General features: G+C 73.8%; 17 protein-coding genes and 1 riboswitch. Of the genes, 6 read left to right on the plus strand and 11 right to left on the minus strand.

What is annotated here, in order from left to right; genetic code table 11:
* Nucleotides 1-3: 3 nt before the first annotated feature.
* The 4 genes from FHX31_RS05270 to FHX31_RS05285 all read right to left on the minus strand — a co-directional run bounded on the left by FHX31_RS05270 (nt 4) and on the right by FHX31_RS05285 (nt 2,350).
* Complete coding sequence (locus FHX31_RS05270; protein ID WP_013475608.1) at nt 4-558, minus strand: DsbA family protein; 555 nt, start codon at nt 556-558, stop codon at nt 4-6.
* Nucleotides 555-1,052 carry a redoxin domain-containing protein gene (locus tag FHX31_RS05275; RefSeq protein ID WP_013475609.1) on the minus strand — a complete coding sequence of 166 codons (498 nt, stop codon included), beginning with the start codon at nt 1,050-1,052 and terminating at the stop codon, nt 555-557. Before FHX31_RS05275 ends, FHX31_RS05270 begins: the two co-directional genes overlap by 4 nt.
* A gap of 58 nt (nt 1,053-1,110) precedes the next feature.
* Nucleotides 1,111-1,785: a BON domain-containing protein gene (locus FHX31_RS05280; protein WP_030271660.1), complete on the minus strand. Its 675-nt coding sequence runs from the start codon at nt 1,783-1,785 to the stop codon at nt 1,111-1,113.
* A 160-nt stretch (nt 1,786-1,945) separates the two neighbouring features.
* Nucleotides 1,946-2,350 (minus strand): hypothetical protein, encoded by a 405-nt coding sequence (locus FHX31_RS05285; protein ID WP_184975308.1) that lies wholly within the window; start codon nt 2,348-2,350, stop codon nt 1,946-1,948.
* Between the two features lie 418 nt (nt 2,351-2,768).
* Here FHX31_RS05285 and FHX31_RS05290 point away from each other — a divergent pair, with 418 nt between their 5' ends.
* Together FHX31_RS05290 and FHX31_RS05295 are read left to right on the plus strand one after the other, a co-directional pair.
* Nucleotides 2,769-3,128 (plus strand): STAS domain-containing protein, encoded by a 360-nt coding sequence (locus FHX31_RS05290; protein WP_013287849.1) that lies wholly within the window; start codon nt 2,769-2,771, stop codon nt 3,126-3,128.
* A 43-nt stretch (nt 3,129-3,171) separates the two neighbouring features.
* Nucleotides 3,172-3,684, plus strand: a complete 513-nt coding sequence (locus FHX31_RS05295) for an SRPBCC family protein (RefSeq protein ID WP_235437368.1) — start codon at nt 3,172-3,174, stop codon at nt 3,682-3,684.
* A gap of 25 nt (nt 3,685-3,709) precedes the next feature.
* Here the strand turns inward: FHX31_RS05295 and FHX31_RS05300 are convergent, their stop codons facing one another.
* From FHX31_RS05300 to FHX31_RS05315, 4 genes are all read right to left on the minus strand, one after another.
* Nucleotides 3,710-4,783 carry a coiled-coil domain-containing protein gene (locus tag FHX31_RS05300; RefSeq protein ID WP_013475612.1) on the minus strand — a complete coding sequence of 358 codons (1,074 nt, stop codon included), beginning with the start codon at nt 4,781-4,783 and terminating at the stop codon, nt 3,710-3,712.
* Nucleotides 4,784-4,787: 4 nt separating this feature from the next.
* A riboswitch (cyclic di-AMP (ydaO/yuaA leader) is annotated at nt 4,788-4,918 on the minus strand.
* A gap of 144 nt (nt 4,919-5,062) precedes the next feature.
* Complete coding sequence (locus tag FHX31_RS05305) at nt 5,063-5,977, minus strand: cation diffusion facilitator family transporter (protein WP_013475613.1); 915 nt, start codon at nt 5,975-5,977, stop codon at nt 5,063-5,065.
* Between the two features lie 104 nt (nt 5,978-6,081).
* On the minus strand, nt 6,082-8,196 hold the full coding sequence (locus tag FHX31_RS05310) for a HelD family protein (RefSeq protein ID WP_013475614.1): 2,115 nt from the start codon (nt 8,194-8,196) through the stop codon (nt 6,082-6,084).
* Between the two features lie 124 nt (nt 8,197-8,320).
* Nucleotides 8,321-9,235 carry an alpha/beta fold hydrolase gene (locus FHX31_RS05315; protein WP_184975310.1) on the minus strand — a complete coding sequence of 305 codons (915 nt, stop codon included), beginning with the start codon at nt 9,233-9,235 and terminating at the stop codon, nt 8,321-8,323.
* Between the two features lie 148 nt (nt 9,236-9,383).
* Here FHX31_RS05315 and FHX31_RS05320 point away from each other — a divergent pair, with 148 nt between their 5' ends.
* Nucleotides 9,384-10,007, plus strand: coding sequence for a carbonic anhydrase (locus FHX31_RS05320; protein ID WP_184977748.1), 624 nt, complete (start codon nt 9,384-9,386; stop codon nt 10,005-10,007).
* 37 nt (nt 10,008-10,044) lie between these two features.
* Here the strand turns inward: FHX31_RS05320 and FHX31_RS05325 are convergent, their stop codons facing one another.
* On the minus strand, nt 10,045-10,374 hold the full coding sequence (locus FHX31_RS05325) for a hypothetical protein (protein ID WP_013287842.1): 330 nt from the start codon (nt 10,372-10,374) through the stop codon (nt 10,045-10,047).
* A gap of 327 nt (nt 10,375-10,701) precedes the next feature.
* Between FHX31_RS05325 and FHX31_RS05330 the strand changes: the two genes are divergently transcribed.
* From FHX31_RS05330 to FHX31_RS05340, 3 genes are all read left to right on the plus strand, one after another.
* The gene (locus FHX31_RS05330) at nt 10,702-11,193 is read left to right on the plus strand and encodes a DUF3145 domain-containing protein (protein WP_013287841.1); all 492 of its coding nucleotides are present in this window, start codon (nt 10,702-10,704) and stop codon (nt 11,191-11,193) included.
* A 33-nt stretch (nt 11,194-11,226) separates the two neighbouring features.
* On the plus strand, nt 11,227-12,951 hold the full coding sequence (locus FHX31_RS05335) for a glycoside hydrolase family 3 protein (protein WP_184975312.1): 1,725 nt from the start codon (nt 11,227-11,229) through the stop codon (nt 12,949-12,951).
* A 71-nt stretch (nt 12,952-13,022) separates the two neighbouring features.
* On the plus strand, nt 13,023-13,244 hold the full coding sequence (locus tag FHX31_RS05340; protein WP_013287840.1) for a hypothetical protein: 222 nt from the start codon (nt 13,023-13,025) through the stop codon (nt 13,242-13,244).
* A 101-nt stretch (nt 13,245-13,345) separates the two neighbouring features.
* Here FHX31_RS05340 and fabF read toward each other — a convergent pair whose 3' ends face one another.
* Both fabF and FHX31_RS05350 read right to left on the minus strand, forming a co-directional pair.
* Entirely contained in the window at nt 13,346-14,572 is a 1,227-nt protein-coding gene (gene fabF / locus FHX31_RS05345; protein ID WP_013475619.1) for a beta-ketoacyl-ACP synthase II, read from the minus strand.
* 2 nt (nt 14,573-14,574) lie between these two features.
* Nucleotides 14,575-14,814 (minus strand): acyl carrier protein, encoded by a 240-nt coding sequence (locus FHX31_RS05350; protein WP_007072348.1) that lies wholly within the window; start codon nt 14,812-14,814, stop codon nt 14,575-14,577.
* Nucleotides 14,815-14,860 lie beyond the last annotated feature (46 nt).

The following is a 14,860-nucleotide window of genomic DNA, read 5'->3' on the forward strand; positions in this document are numbered from 1 at the left end:
CAGTCAGCCGTCGTCGGTGGCGGCGTCCACCACTGCCAGCAGTTCGGCCAGGTCGTAGCCGCCGTCGTGCCGGACGTCGTTGACGAACAACGTCGGGGTGCCGTTGACGCCGCTGCGGATGCCGCCGACGAAGTCCTGCCGGACCCGGTCGGCGTACTCCTGCCGGCCGACCTCCGCGGCGATCTCCTCCGGCGACAGGCCGATCTGCTCGACGCCGAGCGACAGGTGCACCTGGTCGAGCTGGTCCTGGTGCTGGTAGAGCCAGTCGTACATCTCCCAGAACCGGCCCCGGGCGGCGGCGGCCTCGGCGGTCTCCGCGGCGGTCTCCGCGTACGGGTGGACGTTGGTGATCGGGAAGTGCCGGTACACCAGACGCACCATGTCGGCCCGCTGGCGCAGCACCTCTGCCAGGTTCGGGTAGGCGGCGCCGCAGAACCGGCACTGGAAGTCGCCGTACTCGACGACGGTGACCGGCGCGTCCACCGGCCCGCGGACATGGTCGCGTTCGGTCACCGGGATCCGCAGCCGCGCGGTGGTGACCTGAAGGGGCGTGGTCATCCGGTACTCACCCGCCGATCCGCGTCCAGCTGTTCCAGCGCGTCGAGGATCCCGTCCACGCCCGGGTTCACCTCGGGCGGGGACAGATGGCTCCAGGCCACCCGGCCGTCCGGGTCGAGGACCACGAGTGCCCGGTCCGACTGCCCGTGCGGCGCGTACGCGCCGTACCGGCGCGACACCTCGCCCTTGGGCTCGAAGTCGGCGAGCAGCGGGAACCGGATACCCCGGCTCTCGGCGAACGCCCGGTGCGAGTCGACGCTGTCCACCGAGATGCCCAGCAGCACCGCGTCGTACCGCTCCAGCTCGGGCAGGGCGGCCTGGTACAGGGTCATCTGCTCGCCGCACACAGGTGACCAGTCCGCCGGGTAGAAGGCCAGCACCACGGGACGGCCCCGGAACTGCCCGGGGCCCACCTCCCGTCCGTCCGGCGCCGCCGGGAGCGTGAACCCGGGCGCGGCCCGCCCGGGTGTGATCAGCCCGTTCGGATCACTCATGCCTCCCACCATGGCCGCGGCCCGGGTGAGGCGGGCTCACCCGGGCGGGGTGGTTCCGTCAGCGCACGGCGAGGTGGTTGCGCACTTCCCGGATGCCCGGGGCGTTCCACACCACCCGCTCGATCTCCTCGCGCTCGCCTGCGGAGTGGACCTGCCCGTCCAGCAGCACCGTGTCGCCGTGCACCCGCACGTCGACCTGCTCGGCCTCGGTGGCGGCGTTGCGGGCCAGCGCATCCACGATCCGCTCGGCCAGGTCACCGCCGTCGGCGCGCACGGCGGGGCGTACCGCGATGCCGTTGCTCACCCCGCACACGCCGGTGAGCCGGGCGACCGAGCGTTCGGCGGCCCGCCGCTGGTACTCCCATTCGACCTCGCCGTGCAGCGTGACCCAGCCGTCGGCCACCGTCACCTGCAACGCCTCGATCGGCACGAACGCGTCCCACTCCAGCGCCCGTACGGCCGCGACCGCGATCTCCGGGTCCTCCCGCCCGGCCGCGGTGTCGATCCGGACGGCGATGTCGTTGGCGACCGCGCGGACGCGGGCGACCCGGTGCGCGGCCCGCTCGGCGGCCCACTTCTTGGCGTAGCTGTCCACCCGTCCGGTGAGCGTCACCACGCCCTCGGTGACGGTCACCCCGATCTCGTCCGGGCCGACCCGCGGCTCCCAGGTCAACTCGTCGAGCACGGCGGACTGGATGTCCCGGTCGGTACGCGTGATCGTGTCGGTGGCCATCCGGCTCCCCCTCCCGTCGATCGCGGCGCGGGCACGTGGTCCCGCACCCGCGATCCTGCGCGCGCCCCGGGTGAGCGGGCCTCACCCGGGGCGGGTGAGGCAGCACGACGGCCGCTCCCGGGAGTCCCGGGGGCGGCCGTCGTCGTGTCGTACGGGCGGGTCAGCCGTCCAGGCCGGCCGGCGAGTTCGGCCGGTCCACGTCCACGAACTCGATCTCGTCCGCGGCCCGGTCCCGGCTGCCGGCGGCGCGCGCCGCGGTGCCGGCGGCCCAGCCGATCGCCGCGCCCGCCAGCGCCGCCGCGATCAGCAGCGTCCAGGGCAGCGCGGGCCGGCGGCCGGCGAGCGCGTCGAAGGCGAGGGAGGCCCGGCGGCGTGCCTCCTCGGCGGCGGAGCCGACCAGGTCGGTGGCGTCGTCGGCCAGGCCGGAGGAGCCGCGGCGGGCGGTCCGGGTGGCGTCGCGCACGCTGTCACCGGCGGAACCGACGGCGGAGAGCAGGTTCTGCCACGCCTGGTCGGCGACCCGCTCGGCCTTGCCCCGGCGGTCCAGCAGGTTGGATCCGAACATCGTTCTACCTCCTCGGGTGCCGAAGGCCGGCGGCCACTTCGGACTCCGGTGTCCATCCGGCGGGTTCACTGTCTCGGGCAGTGCCCCACCGGCGCGCGTGGCAAACCACGCCGTGGTTCCCGACCGTGAGCAGCGAACGGGACGAACCACCCGAACGCGCCGGGACCGGTGCCCACGGGACGTGCGTGCGCCCGCTACCCTGGTCGGCGGATCGGCGGGCCCGCCCGGTCGCACGGTTGGCCGCGACCCGCCATACAGGGGAAACTGGAACCCGGAGGTCCGGATTGGGTACGCCCAGGTGTGCCCAGTTCGCGAATTGCTCATCCCGGGGGGTGGCGACCGGGCCGTCGGAGGAATACTCTCGGTCGCGGCCCGCGTACTGATGAGGCGCCCGTCATGGGCGAGTGGAGGTGCTCGCGTGAGCCTGTCGATCGTGAAGTCGGTGCGGCCGGGTGGTGTCGTCCAGATCGCGCCCCGTGGGGAGATCGACGTCGACACCGCGTACGAGGTGCGGGAAGCGATCGCCGAAGTGCTCGCCAAGGGCCGTCCCTCGCGAATCGAGCTGAACATGCGGCTCGTCACGTTCATCGACTCGGTCGGCATCAGCGCCATGGTCGCCGGCTTCCAGACCTGCGAGGTCAGCGGCGTCAAGCTCGTGGTCACCGAGCCGAGCCGGTTCGTGCACCGGCAGCTCTGGGTGACCGGCCTGCTCGGCCTGTTCGGCGCGCCCGAGCCGTGGTTCGCCGACGACACCCCCGAGGTGCTGCCCGGCGCCTGAGCGCGCCGTTCACACCCCCTGCTGCCAGGGGACCTTCTACCCGTTGCCAGTCCGGCGTCGGTACGGGACGATCGTCGCGACGCACGACGGCGAGGGGGCCCGCTTGCAGAGCAGCGACAGCTTCAGCTACACCGTGCAGGCCCGGTGCACCCGGGCCGAAGCGGTGGCGCTACTGGGTGACCTGAGTCGCCAGGGCGAGCTGCATCCGCTGATCGTCCGGGTCCGGAAGCTGCCGGCCCGGCCGGGCGCGCTGGCCAGCTACGCGATCACCGACCGGCTGCAACTCGGCCCGCTGCACTTCCCGGTCACGTACCAGGCGGACGTGCTGATCGCCGGCGAGGACGAGGTCGTCACAGTGGCGCGTCAGCAGCCCGCGACGACGGTCCGCAACCACACCCGGCTGCGCGACGAGCCGGACGGCACGGTACGCATCGACGTGGAGATCACGCTCACCGCTCCGGCGCCACTGTTCGGGTACGCGTTCCGCCAGGCCCGGGCGGCTCACCTGGGCCTGGCGGCTCGTCTCGGAGCGACCCTGGAGGGCCGGCCGGCCTGATCCGGCCGGCCCTCTCGGGGCGCGCTCAGTACACCGACAGGTGCACGTGGTTGGTGTGGTCGCTGGACGGGTCGCCGTTGCCGCCGCTGTACGACTTCCACCCGCTGCTGGGCAGCCAGATCTGCTTGAACCAGATCACGTAGAGCACGGCGAGCGGGTCGGCGTTGCGCACGAAGTACGCGGCCAGGTTGTTGCCGTACGTCCGGTCACCGCCGGTGGCCACGCCGCCGAAGCCGTTCTTCTGCGCGGCGAAGTCACAGGCCCGCCCCTTCGGGTGCTCACCAGAGCCGCTGGGCCGGTGGCACGAGACGTACCGGGTGAAGCCCGCCGCCTTGGCCTGTTGCAGCGCGTGCAGCGTGCGCGGGGTGATGCAGCCGTTCGCCGGGGTCGGGTCGTTGACGCTGCACGACTCCGACGGCCAGGAGCCGTCCGAGTTGCGCGGTGCCGGCTTCGCGTTCTTGCTGGAGGTGCCCTGGACGCTGCCACCGCCGCTGCTGCTGCGCGAGGCCCGGTCGTTCGCCACCTCCAGGGCGCGCTCGGCCTGCTCCTTGCGCTTGGCCATCACCGTCACCTGCTTGCGCTGCTCGCGGATCTCTCCGTCGAGCTGGGCGCGGGTGCGGGTGGCCTCGTCCCGGGTGGTGATCAGGTCGCGCAGCGTACGGTCCTCGTGCGCGGCGACCTGCTCCAGCGCGGCGGCCCGGTCCATGAAGCCCTCCGGGCTGCTGCTGCCGAGCAGCGCCCCGGCGGTCCCCAGACGGCCGTTGCGGTACGCCACGGCGGCGATCTCGCCGACCTTGGCGTCGCGTACGGCCAGCTCGGCGCCGACCGTCTTGAGTTGTTCGTTCAGCTGCTTCTGGCGGCTCACCGACCGGTTCAGCGCGGCTTTCGCCTCCAGCCAGCCCTTGCTGGCCGCGTCGAGCTGGGCACGCAGTTCGGGCGTGCCACCCTCGTCGTCGCCGGGCGCTGCGGCGAGCAGGCCGGTCGCCGGCGCCGCCGAGGCGGGGGAGACCGGAACGGTCGCGACGCCGAGGGTCAGCGTCGCGACGAGCAGGGCCGCCAACCGGGCGGCCGTCCGTCGTACAGGTGCCACTGGGGGCATTCACACGTCCTTCCGTCAACGCCGACCGGGTTAGCTGACGGGTTCGGGACGGAAGATCCCTACCGCTGACGCGGATGCACCCCACGTACGTGGTTCCCCGGCTCGTCCCTGCGGACGATTAGGCGACGGCCGCCCCACCGGGGCCGGGTGGCGCCCGCGGGTGCGGCCGCGACCGAGACTACCGGCGCTGCCCGGGCACGGCTCCGTGGAGCAGTGCCACTAGGCGGGGCAAAACCGGCATAAGACTACATTAGCCACAGTGATTTAAGTGTGTCCTAATCACCACTCGGTCTGTCCGCACACTCCGGCCGACGCTCCGGGTTCGACCTGCAACGTGGCGTGATCGATGGAGAAGTCCTCGTGCAGGGCGGCCCGCGCGGCGGCCAGCACCACGCCCGGGTCCACGCCCGGATCGGTGGTCAGGTGCGCCGAGGCCACCTCCATGCCCGAGGTGAGCGTCCAGACGTGCAGGTCGTGCACCTCGGCCACGCCCGGTACGGCGGCCAGCCGGTCGTGCACGGCGGTGACCTGCAGGTGCTCCGGCGCGGCCTGCACCAGGATGCGCAGCGCGGCCCGGCCGAGCCGCCAGGTGCGCGGCAGGATGAACACGCCGATGCCGACGGCGACCAGCGGGTCCGCCCACCACCAGTCGGTCGCCGCGATGACCAGCGCGGCGGCGATCACGCCGAGCGAGCCGAGCAGGTCGCCGAGCACCTCCAGGTACGCCCCGCGCAGGTTGATGCTCTCCTTCGACCCGGCGCGCAGCAGCGCGAACGCGACGATGTTGGCGAGCAGGCCGAGCACCGCCACCACGAGCATCGGGCCGGCCAGCACCTCCGGCGGCTCGCCGAACCGGCGTACCGCCTCGACCAGGACGTAGATGGCGACGGCGCCGAGCAGAACGGCGTTGGCGAGGGCGGCGAGCACCTCCAGCCGGTAGAGCCCGAACGTGCGCTGCGGGTCGGTGCCGGCGCGGCGGGTCGCGGTGATCGCCGCGAGGGCCATGCCGATGCCGAGGACGTCGGTGAACATGTGCCCGGCGTCGGAGAGCAGCGCCAGCGAGCCGGTCGTGAAGGCGGCCACCGCCTCGACCACCATCAGGGCGGCGAGCAGCGCGAAGGCGGCCCAGAGGCGGCCCCGGTGGCGGTGCGCCGCGTTGGTCACCGCGCCGCTGTGGTCATGACCTGCGCCCACGCCAACACCCTTCCTGCCCCGTACCGGCCAGGCCCAATGTATGTTCACATCGCTATGTATGCAACTGAACGATGGGTGACAGCCGGGTCACGGTCGGGTGTCCGTCAGGAGGGGTCGAGCGTGGTGAGACGCTGGGTGGCCCGGGACAGCGCCACGTAGAGCGTGCGGACACCCGAGCCGGGGTCGGCCCGGATCTCGCTCGGCGCCACCAGCACCACGCCGTCGTACTCCATGCCCTTGGCCTGGAGGCTGGTCACCACCTGGAGGCGGCCCGCGCCGAGCCCGCCCAGCCAGCCGGCCACCTCGTCCCGGCGCGGCACCGGCGTGATCACGCCGACGGTGCCCTCCACCTGCGCGAGCAGCGCCTCGGCCGCCTCGACGGTGGCCGCCGGCAGGTCGGCGGCGGGCACCGTGCGCTCGACCGGCGGCACGCCCGTGGACCGCACCGCGTCGGGCAGCGGCAGATCCGGGTAGAGACGGCGGATCTCCGCCGCCGCCACCGCGAAGATCTCCGCCGAGTTGCGGTAGTTGGTGGTCAGCTCGTAGCGGTGCCGCTTGCGCCGGCCCAGCGCCTGGTCCCGGGCCCGGTCCAGCTCCTGCGGGTCGCCGGTCCAGGCGGTCTGCGCCGGGTCACCGACCACCGTCCAGGACGCCAGCCGCCCGCGCCGGCCGACCATCCGCCACTGCATCGGCGAGACGTCCTGCGACTCGTCCACCACCACGTGCGCGTAGTCGCGGTAGTCGTCCGGACGCTCCCGCGCCGCCGCGCGGGCGGCGCGCTGCCGATCGGCGTACGTGCTCAGCTCGCGCACGCCACCGGCGAGCTGGTACGGGTCGCGCTTGGGGCGGGCCCGCCGCACCGGCTTGCCGAGCAGCGCGTCCAGCTCGTCCAGCAGCGCGATGTCGGCCACCGTCAGCCCTTCGGTCGCGAGGCTCCGGTACGCGTCGCCGAGCAGCCGGATCTCCGCAGAGGAGAGGATCCCACCGGCGTAGCGGCGCAGCCGGTCCGGGCGGGCCAGCCAGTCCAGCACGTGCCGCGGGTGCAGCCGGGGCCACCACGCCTTGAGGAACTCGCGGAACTCCGGCCGTTCGATGATCTCGTCCTCGAACGCGGGCTGCTCCGGCAGCCGGCCCACCCGCAGCGTGCGGGCCTGCGCGTAGAGCGCGGCGAGCACCGCGTCGAACGCTGCCCGGCGTACCTCGTTGCGGCGCGCCCCACGGGCCAGCGTCCGGTCCCGGATCGCGTCCAGCGCGGGGCGTTCCAGGCGCAGCAGCTCGCCCCGGTAGAGCAGGCGCAGCTCGGCGGGGGAGTCCGGCACCGCGTCGCGTACCGCGCGTTCCAGCACCCGGCGCATCCGCAGCGAACCCTTCACCGCCGCCACGTCCGGCGGGTCGGTCCGGGACGCGGACAGGCCGGGGAACAGCGAGCCCAGCGAGTGCAGCGTGGCGGTCTCCTCGCCCAGCGAGGGCAGCACCGAGGCGATGTACTCGACGAACACGCCGGACGGGCCGACCACCAGGATGCCGCCGCCGGCGTACCGGGCCCGGTCGGAGTAGAGCAGGTACGCGGCCCGGTGCAGCGCCACCGCCGTCTTCCCGGTACCGGGGCCGCCGGAGACGATCGTGACGCCGTTGCCGGGGGAACGGATCGCCTCGTCCTGCTCGCGCTGGATGGTGGCGACGATGTCGCGCATGCCCCGGCCGGTGGCCCGGGACAGCGTGGCAAGCAGCGCCCCGTCACCGACCACCGCCATGTCCGGCGGCGCGGCCTCCGGGTCCAGCAGGTCGTCCTCGATCCGGGTGACCTTCTCGGACGCGGACTGGATCGTGCGCCGGCGCACCACACCGCGCGGCTCGGCGGGCGTGGCCTGGTAGAACGCGGCGGCGGCGGGTGCCCGCCAGTCCACCACCAGCGTCTCCGCGTCCACGCCCCGCACGCCGAGGCGGCCGACGTGCAGCACCTGCCCGGTACGCAGGTCCAGCCGGCCGAACACCAGCCCCTCGTGCTCGGCGTCCAGCACGTGCCGGCGCTGGGCGGCGTGGAAGACCATCGCGTCCCGCTCGACCAGCGCGCCGAAGTTGCCGACCCGGGCCAGCCGGTAGCCCTCCCGCTCGGCGTCGGCCGCCGACCGGCGCAGTTCGGCCAGCCGGGCGTACACCCGGTCGAGGTGGCGCTGCTCGGCGGCGATCTCCCGGTCCAGCGTGGTCTGGTCGGTCAACGCGGATGCTCCTGTGTTCGGAGGGCACGACGGGCTGAATGAGGGTACGGGCCGCCGGCAACCGCCACGCCGGGGCATGCCGCGCACGTGGCGTACGTCAGTGCCGCTCGCGAGCGGGAGACGCTCAGAGGCGGGTCGCCGGCCGGCCGGCCAGCACCCGGTCCAGCACGCCGGCGAGGGCGGCGTTCACCTCGTCGGGGCGCTCCATCATGAGCATGTGCCCGGCACCCGGGCAGACGGTCAGCTCCGTGGTGGGCAGCGCCGCCGCGATCGACTCGGCGCAGGGCGGCGGGGTGAGCCGGTCCCGGTCCCCGACCAGCGCGGCGGCCGGCAGCCCGCCGAGCGCGGCGAGCGTCTCCAGCCGGTGCTGGGCGCCGATCGAGGCGCGGAAACCGCCGATCGAGCGCAGCGTGGCCCGGGCCACCGCTGAGGTGACAAGCCGGATGTCGGCCGGGTCGCAGCGGTCGCCGAACAGCATCCAGCGGATGCTCGGGCGCAGCGCGCGCAGCAGCGCGTGCGGGGGCCGCCAGCCGCCGCAGCGGGCCAGCACCCCGGCGCCTGTCGTCTCGGCCAGACGGATCAGCCGGGTGATCCGGGGGGAGAGGCCGTACGCGGTGTGCGTGTGCCCCTCGGCGGTGGTGGAGACGAAGACCAGCCCGGCGGTACGCGCGGCGAACCGGTCGGGGTGCCGGTGGGCGTACTCCATCACCGTCATCCCGCCCATCGAGTGCCCGACCAGGACGATCGGACCGGACGGGACGATCTCGTCGATCACCGCCGCCAGGTCGTCACCGAGCTGCGCGAGGGTGGCGTCGCGCAGCGCCAGGCAGCTCGACCGGCCGTGGCCGCGCGCGTCGTACGTGACCAGGCGGACCCGGCCGCCGAAGCGTTCCCGCAGCTCGGCGACCTGGCGGTGCCAGCTGCGCCCGTCCAGCGTCCAGCCGTGCAGCAGGACGGCGGTCACCGCGGCGTCGACCGGCCCGGTGACGCTGACGTGCAGGCGTACGTCGTCGGGGAGCCGCAGTTCCAGGTCCGGCATCGTCCACCTCCCGGGCCCGCCGATGTGTGTCCACCGGATGACCCGGCGGTGACACCGGCGTTACCCGCCATGAGACCACGGCAACCGGCCCGGAGAGAAGATTCCCGTCCGGCCCCACGAGGTCGGATCGGTGACCAGGCTGGGAGGCATGCCGTCCACCAGCCCGCGCGCCGCGCTGGCCGAGCTGCTCTCCGGCAACCGCCGTTTCGTCAGCGGGCAGCCGTTGCACGGGCACGACGTCACCGCCGCCGCGGCGGTGGCCTCCGGCGACCAGCAGCCGTACGCGGTGGTGCTGGGCTGTATCGACTCCCGGGTGCCGTTGGAGGCGATCTTCGACCAGACGTTCGGTTCGATCTGCGTGATCCGTACCGGCGGGCACGTGCTGGACCGGGCCGTCCGGGGCTCGATCGAGTACGTGGTGGAGCAACTGGGCGTACGCCTGGTGATGGTGCTGGGCCACGAGCGCTGCGGCGCGGTCGGCTCGACCGTCGAGGCGCTGCGCACCGGACGGCGGCCCGGCGGGGACCTGGCGTACGTGGTGGACCGGATCGCCCCGGCGGTCACCGACGTCGGGGTGGACGACCCGGACGCGCATCCGCTGGCGATCCGCCGCCACGTCCGGCGGACGGTGGCGGCGTTGCGCCGCGACGACCGGCTGGCCGGGCCGGTGGACGCAGGTGAGCTGGCAGTGGAGGGCGCGCTCTACGACCTGGCCACGGGCGAGGTGACGCTGCTGCCGCAGGACCAGACGCGAAACCGCCCGCCGGGGTGATCCCGGCGGGCGGTCGCGGTGGTGCGGGTGAGGGCGTTCAGCCCTCGAAGACGCCGGCCTCGACGAGGCGCTTCTCGGTGGCGTCCCAGCCGTGGTCCGGGTAGGACGCGGCCAGGCCGTTGATCTCGGCGCGGATCTTGGCGGCGTGGCCGGCGGCGGCCAGCACGCGGATCTCCTCGACGAAGGCGTCGGAGTCGGTGCGCAGGTGCGCGGTCTTGCCGTTGGTCAGGTTGCGCACGTAGGCGTGCTTGCCGCCGTTGAGCGGGATCAGGTACTTGAACTCGCCCAGCACGCTGAGGGCGCCACCCTGGCCAGCCTGGCCGGCCCGGACGGACGCGCGCGCGGTCTTAGAGGTGTTGCTCGCCACGGAGGTACTCCTTGCAGACGTACGGTGGGGACGGAAGCCGTCCGGGGGCTGTATGCGGATGACGCCCGGGTGGGCGCCGGCCCGCGAAGATGTACGGCGGCACAGAACCGCCCAGAGAACTGTACACGACCACGACACCTGGCTGGTCGTCGCGGCGTCAGAGGGCACAACCAGGTCCACCACCCGGGTATTTCCCGCTCCGGGGGCCGGCGAATTTTCCGATTCGCTGGCGCACCACCAGTCACACGGGTCATCATGTGTGCCAGGTACCACTCGGTAGGACGAGGTCGTAGGGGAAGACGCACCTCGGCTCATCGGGAGGTCACCGTGCCAACGCGTGGCGTCGTATACGTCCACTCGACCCCGCTCGCCGTGTGCTCGCACGTCGAGTGGGCGATCGCGCGCGTCCTCGCCGCGCCGGTCAACCTGCACTGGACGGCGCAGCCCGCCGACCCGGGCGCCCGTCGCGCCGAGTGCGGCTGGACCGGCAGCCCGGGGACCGGCGCGGAGTTGGCCGCTGCCCTCCGGCAGTGGCCCATGATCCGTTTCGAGGTCACCGAGGAACCCAGTCCCGGCGTCGACGGCGAGCGCTTCATGTACGTACCGGGCCGCGGCCTGTTCCGCGCCGCTGTCGGCGCGGCCGGCGACATCCAGCTCGGCGAGGACCGGCTCCGCAGCCTGATGGCCGCCGCACGCAGCCCGGAGGCGCTGGCCCACGCCCTGGACAAGGCGCTCGGCACCGCCTGGGACGCCGAACTGGAGCCCTACCGGTACGCCGGGGACGGTGCGCCGGTGACGCTGCTCACCCGGGTCGGGTGACGGCGGCCGAGTTGCCCCGATACGGTGGGCCGCGTGTCGATTTCCCCGCGGCGCTCCGCCGTCGCGCTCGCCGCACTGACCGCGCTGCTCGTCTCCGGGTGCTCGGACGGGCCGGACCGGCCCCGACCTGCCCCGACGAGCCCGGCGCCGTCGTCCGCAGCGCCCGCGCCGAGTGACCCGCCGGCCGCCGATCCGGCCGCCCGCGCGGCCGCGCTCGTCGGCACGCTGAGCGACGAGGACCTGGTCGGGCAGGTGCTGATGCCGTACGCGTACGGCAGCTCGGCCACCGAGGTGTCGGCCGGGTCGGCGGCCGGGAACCGGGCGCTGGCAGGGGTCGACACCCCCGCCGAGATGGTGGCGAAGTACCGGCTCGGCGGGCTGATCCTGGTCGGCTTCAGCGCCGACGACCCGACCTCGGGCAACCAGGCCACCACGAACGTGGACAACCCCAAGCAGGTCCGTGCGCTCACCGACGGACTGCGCGCCGCCGCCGGCAAGCTGCCCGCGGGTGCCGCGCCGTTCCTGATCGGCACCGACCAGGAGTACGGCGTGGTCACCCGGATCACCGACGGGGTGACGCTGCTGCCCAGCCCGCTCGCCGCCGGCGCCGCCGGGAACCCGGCGCTGACCGAGGCCGCCTGGCGGGCCGCCGGGGCAGAGCTGGCCGCCATGGGCGTCAACCTCGACTTCGCGCCGGTCGCCGACGTGCTGGCGACCCGCAGCGCGGTGATCGGCTCCCGGTCCTTCGGCGCCGACCCGGCGACCGCGTCCCCCCAGGTGGCGGGCGCGGTACGCGGCCTGCAGGCCGAGGGCGTCGGTGCCGCGGTCAAGCACTTCCCCGGGCACGGCCTGAGCGCCGAGGACTCGCACACCGAACTGCCCGTGATCAAGCAGTCCCGCGCCGAGCTGGACCGCCTCGCGTTCCCGCCGTTCCGGGCCGGCATCGGCGCCGGGGCCATGGCGGTGATGTCGGCCCACCTGGACGTCAAGGCAGTCGACCCGGGCACCCCCGCCACGTTCTCCCGCAAGCTGCTCACCGACGTGCTGCGCGGCCAGCTCGGCTTCCAGGGCGTGGTGATCACCGACGGGATGAACATGGCCCCGGCGAAGAAGTGGTCGCCGGGCGAGGCCGCGGTGCGCGCGCTCAACGCCGGCAACGACCTCATCCTGATGACCCCGAACGTCACCCAGGCGTACGACGGGCTGCGCGCCGCGCTCAAGGACGGCTCGCTGCCCCGCGCCCGCCTGGTCGAGGCGGTCACCCGGGTGCTGACCATGAAGTTCCGGCTGGCCGGGCGGGACATCCCGGCGCTGTCCACGCTCGACGGCGCAGCCCACCGCAAGGCCGCCGACGACCTGGCCACCGCCGCCGTGACTGTGCTGCGCGGCAAGTGCGGCGGGGCGGTGACCGGCCCGGTGAGCGTGACCTCCTCCGGCGGCCGGGAGCGCACCCGCAAGCTGCTGACCGAGGCGCTCACGGCGGCCGGGGTCAAGGTGGTGCCCTCCGGCGGCACGGTGGTGCACCTGGTCGGTTACGGCGACGGCGCGAAGGACCTGAGCGCCGGCGCCGCCGTGACGGTGGCGATGGACACGCCGTACGTGCTGTCCGGGGCGAAGTCCCCGACGCTGATGGCGACCTACTCGTCCACCCGGGCCTCGATGACCGGGCTCGCCGCGGTGCTCGCCGGCAAGGCCCGCCCGGCCGGCCGCTCCCCGGTGCCGGTCTCCGGCCTGCCGGCCACCACCTGCCGCACCTGACCCGGCCGCCCGCCCGGATCGCGCCGAAACCCGGATGCGTCCGGGCGGCCCCGGCTGGCAGGGTGGCGCCCATGGGAGAGGCAGCACAGGGTTTCCGCTACGTCGAGCGCGCCGACGGCACGGTGGTCATCACGCATCACGGCCGGGTCGCCGGCACGCTGCGCGGCGGCCGGGCCGCGCAGTTCCTGGCCGAGGTCGGCGACGACCCGCAGCTGGCCATGGCCCGGTGGACCGGCAACTACCGGCGCGGCAACGAGCGGACCGCCCGGCAGCACCCCCGCAACCGCGGCTGAGGTGTAAGGAAGGGCCCCCTCTTAACGCCTGCGGTAGAGGAAGGGCCCCTTCTTAACAGTGACTGTTAAGAAGGGGCCCTTCCTTACCTCAGGGCGGAACCTCAGGGGCGGGTGAAGACCAGCGCCACGTTGTGCCCGCCGAAGCCGAACGCGTTGTTCAGCGCCGCCGGGATCTCCATGTGACGTGCCTTGTGCGCCGCGACGTCCAGGGTCAGGCCCTCGTCCGGGTCGTCCAGGTTGATCGTCGGCGGGATCACGCCGTCCCGGATGGCCAGGATGGTGGCGATCGACTCCAGCGCGCCGGCCGCACCGAGCAGGTGCCCGGTCATCGACTTCGTGGCGGTGAGCACCGGGTGGTCGCCGACCGCCTGACGCAGCGCGCCGATCTCCAGCATGTCCCCGACCGGGGTGGAGGTGGCGTGCGCGTTGACGTGCACGATGTCGGTACGGGCCACGTCCGCGTCGGCGACCGCCCGGGCGATGGCCCGGATGGCGCCCTCACCCTCGGCGTGCGGCTGCACGATGTCGTACGCGTCCGAGGTGATCCCCGCGCCGGCCAGGCGCGCGTACACCCGGGCGCCCCGGGCGGCGGCGTGGTCGGCGCGCTCCAGGATCACCACGCCCGCGCCCTCACCGAGCACAAAGCCGTCGCGACCCGAGTCCCACGGCCGGGAGGCCCGCTCCGGCTCGTCGTTGCGGGTCGACATGGCCCGCATCGAGCTGAAGCCGGCGATCGGCAGCGGGTGGATGACCGCCTCGGTGCCGCCGGCCACCACCACGTCGGCCCGGCCGGCGCGGATGATGTCCAGCCCCAGCGCGATCGCCTCCGCGCCGGTCGCGCAGGCGCTGGCCACGGTGTGCACCCCGGCCTTGGCGCCCAGCTCCAGACCGACCCAGGCGGCCGGGCCGTTCGGCATCAGCATCGGGATGGTGTGCGGGGAGACCCGCCGCGGTCCGGACGCCTCCAGGATGTCGTCCTGGGCGAGCAGGGTGGTGGCGCCGCCGATGCCCGAGCCGACGCTCACCGCCAGGCGCTCCGGGTCCGGCCCGGCCTCGTCCAGACCGGCGTCTGCCCACGCCTGCTTGGCGGCGATGATGGCGATCGCCTCCGAGCGGTCCAGCCGGCGCAGCTTCACCCGGTCCAGCACCTCGGACGGGTCGACCGCCAGTTCGGCGGCGATCCGGACGGGCAGTTGCGCGGCCCACTCCTGGGTGAGCGCACCCACCCCGGAGCGGCCGGCGAGCATGGCGTCCCAGGTCGACGCGACGTCCCCGCCGAGCGGGGTCGTCGCGCCGAGCCCGGTGACGACGACGTCGGGACGACTCATGATCAGGACTGCGCCTCGATGTAGCTGACCGCGTCCCCGACGGTCTTGAGGTTCTGCACCTCGTTGTCCGGGATCTTGACGCCGAACTTCTCCTCGGCCGCCACCACGACCTCGACCATGGAGAGCGAGTCGACGTCGAGGTCGTCGGTGAAGGACTTCCCCTCGGCCACGTCGTCCGGGTTCACCCCGGCAACCTCTTCGAGGATCTCGGCGAGGCCGGCGGTGATCTCGTCACGGGTCATTGCGGTTGGTTCCTCTCATCGGGGGTTACCGGTGACCGGCGTCGCC

The organism is Micromonospora sp. CNZ286, from assembly GCF_014207755.1.

Coding starts and splice junctions, on each gene's coding strand:
- fabF (WP_013475619.1), bottom strand. CDS start 14,572: ATGAGTCGTCCCGACGTCGTCGTCACCGGGCTCGGCGCGACGACCCCG.
- FHX31_RS05315 (WP_184975310.1), bottom strand. CDS start 9,235: ATGCCGGACCTGGAACTGCGGCTCCCCGACGACGTACGCCTGCACGTC.
- FHX31_RS05300 (WP_013475612.1), bottom strand. CDS start 4,783: ATGCCCCCAGTGGCACCTGTACGACGGACGGCCGCCCGGTTGGCGGCC.
- FHX31_RS05280 (WP_030271660.1), bottom strand. CDS start 1,785: ATGGCCACCGACACGATCACGCGTACCGACCGGGACATCCAGTCCGCC.
- FHX31_RS05285 (WP_184975308.1), bottom strand. CDS start 2,350: ATGTTCGGATCCAACCTGCTGGACCGCCGGGGCAAGGCCGAGCGGGTC.
- FHX31_RS05340 (WP_013287840.1), top strand. CDS start 13,023: ATGGGAGAGGCAGCACAGGGTTTCCGCTACGTCGAGCGCGCCGACGGC.
- FHX31_RS05320 (WP_184977748.1), top strand. CDS start 9,384: ATGCCGTCCACCAGCCCGCGCGCCGCGCTGGCCGAGCTGCTCTCCGGC.
- FHX31_RS05275 (WP_013475609.1), bottom strand. CDS start 1,052: ATGAGTGATCCGAACGGGCTGATCACACCCGGGCGGGCCGCGCCCGGG.
- FHX31_RS05270 (WP_013475608.1), bottom strand. CDS start 558: ATGACCACGCCCCTTCAGGTCACCACCGCGCGGCTGCGGATCCCGGTG.
- FHX31_RS05350 (WP_007072348.1), bottom strand. CDS start 14,814: ATGACCCGTGACGAGATCACCGCCGGCCTCGCCGAGATCCTCGAAGAG.